Source organism: Desulfosarcina sp., assembly GCF_041551955.1.
In the GTDB taxonomy this organism is placed as follows: Bacteria; Desulfobacterota; Desulfobacteria; order Desulfobacterales; family Desulfosarcinaceae; genus Desulfosarcina.
In genome coordinates, this window is sequence record NZ_JBFELV010000401.1 from 1 (window position 1) to 4,780 (window position 4,780).

A 4,780-nucleotide genomic window follows, 5' to 3' on the forward strand; every position below is an offset into this window, starting at 1 on the left:
ACCAGCAATCACCGGGCACCACCTCTTGATCGGTTCCATCAACCGTAAAAATCATCCTCCCTGAGAGCAACATTCCGGTCTGCTCGTGCGGGTGGTTATGGTCGGGAATGAGGGCCCCTTTCTCCAGCTTGAATCGGGCCATCAGGGTCTTCTCACCGTGAACCATGGCGGCCATGTTCACCCCGTCGAGAAGCTTGCGGTAGGTCAGCTCACTGTTTTTCCTGAACATTATGTCTCCTTGGGTTGTCGGGTGCTGAGATGACGCATCAATCATCTTCTGTCATGGCTTCACACCCATTCGGATCCAGATCGAGCGCATAGGACTCCGGAAGAGCCTTATTGGCTTTCACGCCTAATGCCTTGAGTTGTTCGGCGCGCCGCACGAGGTTCCCCCTGCCTGTGGACAACCGGTCCCTGGCCGTGCGATAGGCCTCTCTGGCCCGGTCCAATTGCCGGCCCACGTCTTCCAGCGCCTCGATGAAGCCGATGAACTTATCGTAGAGCCCCCCGGCCAGCCGGGCGATTTCCAGGGCGTTTTCATTCTGGTCCGCATAGCGCCAGATGTTATGAATGGTCCTCAAGGTCACCAGCAGGGTTGACGGTGAAACCAAAATCACGTTCTTCTCGAAGGCCTCGGTGAAAAGGGTGCGGTCATGCTCCACGGCTGCAAAAAAAGCGGCTTCGATGGGCACGAACATGAGTACGAAGTCCAGGGTCCGAACCCCTTCCAGGTCCTCGTAGTGCTTTTCACTCAGGCCTTTGAGGTGGGCCCGAAGGGAGGCGAGGTGTGCTTTGATGGCCGCGGCACGAGCCGTCTGATCGCTGGATGCGTGGTAGCGTTCATAATCCTTGAGCGACACCTTGGCATCAACGATGACATCCCTGCCCTCGGGCAGATGGACGACGACGTCCGGCCGATAGCGGCTGCCGCTGGTTCCGGCCAGGCTCACCTGGGTCTCATATGCCCGCCCCTTTTCCAATCCCGAGGCTTCCAGTATCCGCTCCAGGATCACTTCTCCCCACCCCCCCAACGTTTTCACATCCCCCTTGAGGGCGTTGGTCAGGTTGAGCGCATCCTTGCCGATTCGCTCGTTGAGATGCTTCAGGTGGCCAATCTCGTTGAGCAGGGCCGCACGATCACGGGATTCTTTGTCGTAAACATCTTCGACCCGCTTCTTGAAGTCCCCCAGCTGTTCGCGCAGAGGGCCGATAAGGCCGTCCATCTGGGCCTTGCTGCGATCGGCAAAGGTCTTGCCCTTCTCTTCCAGGATTCGCTCTGCCAGCACCTTGAACTCAATGGTCAACCGCTCCCGGGCATCGTTGAGCACGTCAATCTTCTCTTCGGCTTGGCGGCGCTCGGCATCCAGCCGGGCGGTCAGCTCCGACAGCTTTTTTTCCAGGGATAGGTTCACGGCATTGAGTTGCTCCTGACCATGCCGACTCCTTTCCAGCGATTCCTCCAGCACGGGAATCCGCGTGACGGATTGTGCCAGGCCAGCCTTTTGCGCTTCCAAGTCGGCCATGGCATCGCGGCGTTGGTCCAGTTGAGCCTCGACCGATGCCAAATCGGCGCGATCCTTATCCAATTGTTCCCGCACCGATAGCAGCTTCTCCTCCAGGGCCATCTTTTCCATCTCCGCCAGACGTGCCATAGAGGCCAGATCGGCCCTCAACCGTGATCGAACCACCAGCAGGGTGATGACCGCAACCAGCAGCAGGCCCGCAGCCCCACCGGTCATATAGATAACTTGAATTTGCGTCATCGCACGCTCCCGAGCGAGATATTCAGGCAACTGACCACTGGCCGGTACATATGAAAATAATTGTTTATACGCGAGATTGGCCCACAAATCCACCCTCACCGTTGACGAATGCCTCCTTAATAAAAATTCAGAAATAAGATGGCTCCCAGGCCGTTGACCCTGCCTGTTGTTCTCTGCTAAACCTTCATCTTGGTTTGTGCAATTACCTGACAGGGGGCAATGAAAAGCTGTGTTCGATTCTTTAACCAACATTATTCCAGAACGATTGGATCGTCTTGACAATTATCTTGCTGAATCCGAATCCCGGGTTTCCGGGATCAGAGACGGCTGTGAGAAAAAGATCGTCTGGTACGGCGCCCAACGTCGGCGGCGCGCCCTGGCTATCGTGTACATCCACGGATTTTCGGCCAGCCGCATGGAGACCTGGCCCCTGTGCGACCGTCTGGCCGAGGCCATTGGAGCCAACCTGTTCTACACCCGCCTCGCCGGCCACGGCCAGGATGGCGATGCATTAGCCAGGGCCACGGTGCAGGATTGGATGGACGACGGAAGGAAAGCCCTTGCTATTGGACAGCGATTGGGCGAAAAGGTCATCCTGGTGGGCACGTCCACTGGCGGCACCCTGGCGGCTTGGCTGGCGGCCCAGCCGTCAGTGGCAGCGCGGATTCACCGCCTGATTCTGCTCTCGCCCAATTTCTTTCCTAAAAACCCCCTGGCAGCTGCAGCGCTCTGGCCGCCCACACTGCGATTGTTCGAAAGCTTTTTCGGCGGCTGGCGAAGCTTCAGCGTGGTCAATGCCCGGCACGCCATCTACTGGACGGTACGCTATCCGGTCAGGGCCATCGCCACCATGATGCAGCTGGTATACCTGTCCTGGCGGATCGATCTGAAAAGTGCCGCCATGCCGGTGCTGATGATGGTCAACCCCTGGGACCGGGTGATCAACGTTACCCTGGCTGTCATGCGCTATGCGGCCTTTCCTTCTTCACTTAAACGGCTGGTGCTGTTCAGGGGCAACAAGGATTTGGGTCGGCACATACTGGCCGGGGACATCCTCTCTCCGGACACCACCGCCAGGGTGCTATCCATCATCCAGGACTTTCTGAATCTTCCCCATGACCGTAGAAACCGAAAAGGGGTATGAGGATGAAAGGTTCCATCTTGAAGGCATCGGCTCGATCGGCGAGAAATGAGTCCCGATCCACAGGTCTTTCTGGCCCCGAGACACCGCAGAAAAAAAGACGATAAGGAGGCTGAAGAGCGGTGGCCAAACGACTGGCACAACCACCCTTCAGCATAGGCATGGCTAAAATTGAACGGCGGGAAAACTCACCCGATCTCAAAAAGCATAGGAGACGCTGACGCCGCCGTACGTGTTCACATCCAGCAGGCCGCCGTTAGCCACATCCGCCAGGTTATCGTCGTCGAGCGCATCGGTGTATTTGATGAACGCGGATACACTCCAGGCTTCGTCGATGGCATACCCCAGTGTCACTGAAAGGTTGTAATCATAAAACCCGGCGCTGTCATCCGCACAATAGTCGTCACCGGCCCAGCCCATGGATGCACCCGCCGCAAGATTCAGTTTGTCGTTGATGTCATAGGCGTAGGTCAACCCCAAGCTAGTATACCACTCCTTGATTTCATCGATGTCTCGATACACATCCCACGCCAACGAGAAGCCCGCCGGCAGGGCCATTCCCAGGCTGACGTAGAGCTCACGAGTTCCCGGCAGACCACCGACGTCCGTGGTGGGATAAAGATATTCGATGTATCCGACCCCCACATCCAACGCACCAAGCGTCCATGCATAAGAGGCGGTCAGGTCGATTTCGGAAAACTCCCCCGAATCCAGGGTGTCATTGTAATCATCGATATCAAAGTTACCCCATACGTTGAGGCCGAAGCCCCCCCTGGTAATATCGATGCTAGGCTGGGCCACCCAGCCGTCATTGAATGTCATGCCCCGCCATACGTAGGCAGAGTTCAAATCCACCGTGCCCGTCACATCGACCGCCAGGACCGGCTGGACAATAATCCCCATCGACAGTACCACGGCCAACACAACCATAAGGTTTTTCATCACTTCTCTCTCCTTCAAAAAAATGATTACGAGGGTTGGGGATTTCAACAGACCGGCACTCCCCTTCGCCATTCAACCACCAACTTTTTGGGCATCACCTCCTCTCCATACACGTAGAAAAATATGGGCCTTTAACCGGACGGGAAAAATCAATAGACGGGCATATGCCGGTCTTTTCCGGCGTCATGGTGATTTAATTTCAATCTTTAATTTAAGCAACTGTAAATTGTGCCGGCAAATATCCGGTGACGGGCGTTATCTCAAGGGAAAGGCATCTTCGTAACTAAAACCCCAGATACATGAATGCTGGTACCATTGAAAAATAATCGGACATATAGCAAGATAGGAGACCCTGGCGGTTCAGGAGTATACCGTCAAATGATAACACGCTGGAGAAGAAAAAAAATGGCAGACAACGACACCCATCTAAAATCAGTCGGTTACATTCTCTGGATATTCGGATTTACCGGCGCCCACCGGTTTTATTTCGGCAAACCCATATCGGGCACCATCTACTTTTTCACTCTCGGTCTGCTGGGCATCGGCTGGCTCGTCGACCTGTTTTTGATCCCCTCACTGGACCGGCAGGCCAGTATCCGCTTCCGCAGCGGCCCCGTCGACTATACGGTGGCCTGGGTGCTGCTCACCTTCCTGGGTTTGTTGGGCATTCACCGAATGTACATGGGCAAATGGCTTGTCGGCATCGTTTATCTGCTGACCGGCGGAATCTTCGGGCTGGGGTACCTTTATGATTTCTGGACGATGAACGATCAGATCACGCTCATCAACGGGACTTAGGGCAGAACCGCTCTCAGCGGACCTTCTGTTTTATATGGCCGGTGTCGCCCAGCGCATGCATCTGTTCGATGATCTGCCAGGTCCGGCGGGTCACATAGTCCGACGGCTGGTCGGCCGACATGCGTTTGGGACTGGG

Annotated in this window: 5 protein-coding genes; 2 read left to right on the forward strand and 3 right to left on the reverse strand. The window is 55.8% G+C overall.

The genetic code is table 11. The annotated features are described in order from the left end of the window. Together ABYV26_RS21095 and rmuC are read right to left on the reverse strand one after the other, a co-directional pair. Window positions 1-229: cupin domain-containing protein (locus ABYV26_RS21095; RefSeq protein ID WP_372683333.1), on the reverse strand; the 229-nt coding region annotated here is incomplete at its 3' end. 37 nt (window positions 230-266) lie between these two features. Further along, window positions 267-1,763 (reverse strand): DNA recombination protein RmuC, encoded by a 1,497-nt coding sequence (gene rmuC, locus ABYV26_RS21100; RefSeq protein ID WP_372683334.1) that lies wholly within the window; start codon window positions 1,761-1,763, stop codon window positions 267-269. A gap of 229 nt (window positions 1,764-1,992) precedes the next feature. Here rmuC and ABYV26_RS21105 point away from each other — a divergent pair, with 229 nt between their 5' ends. Next, complete coding sequence (locus ABYV26_RS21105; RefSeq protein WP_372683335.1) at window positions 1,993-2,907, forward strand: alpha/beta hydrolase; 915 nt, start codon at window positions 1,993-1,995, stop codon at window positions 2,905-2,907. 195 nt (window positions 2,908-3,102) lie between these two features. On the opposite strand, the gene ABYV26_RS21110 is transcribed toward ABYV26_RS21105, so the two are convergent. Next, entirely contained in the window at window positions 3,103-3,846 is a 744-nt protein-coding gene (locus tag ABYV26_RS21110) for a hypothetical protein (RefSeq protein WP_372683336.1), read from the reverse strand. A 405-nt stretch (window positions 3,847-4,251) separates the two neighbouring features. On the opposite strand from ABYV26_RS21110, the gene ABYV26_RS21115 reads away from it, so the two are divergent. Next, on the forward strand, window positions 4,252-4,644 hold the full coding sequence (locus tag ABYV26_RS21115; protein ID WP_372683337.1) for an NINE protein: 393 nt from the start codon (window positions 4,252-4,254) through the stop codon (window positions 4,642-4,644). The last annotated feature ends 136 nt before the right edge of the window (window positions 4,645-4,780 follow it).

What these genes read in the sequence shown, in the direction of transcription:
- rmuC (WP_372683334.1), bottom strand. Translation starts at nt 1,763, where the DNA reads ATGACGCAAATTCAAGTTATCTATATGACCGGTGGGGCTGCGGGCCTG.
- ABYV26_RS21110 (WP_372683336.1), bottom strand. Translation starts at nt 3,846, where the DNA reads ATGAAAAACCTTATGGTTGTGTTGGCCGTGGTACTGTCGATGGGGATT.
- ABYV26_RS21115 (WP_372683337.1), top strand. Translation starts at nt 4,252, where the DNA reads ATGGCAGACAACGACACCCATCTAAAATCAGTCGGTTACATTCTCTGG.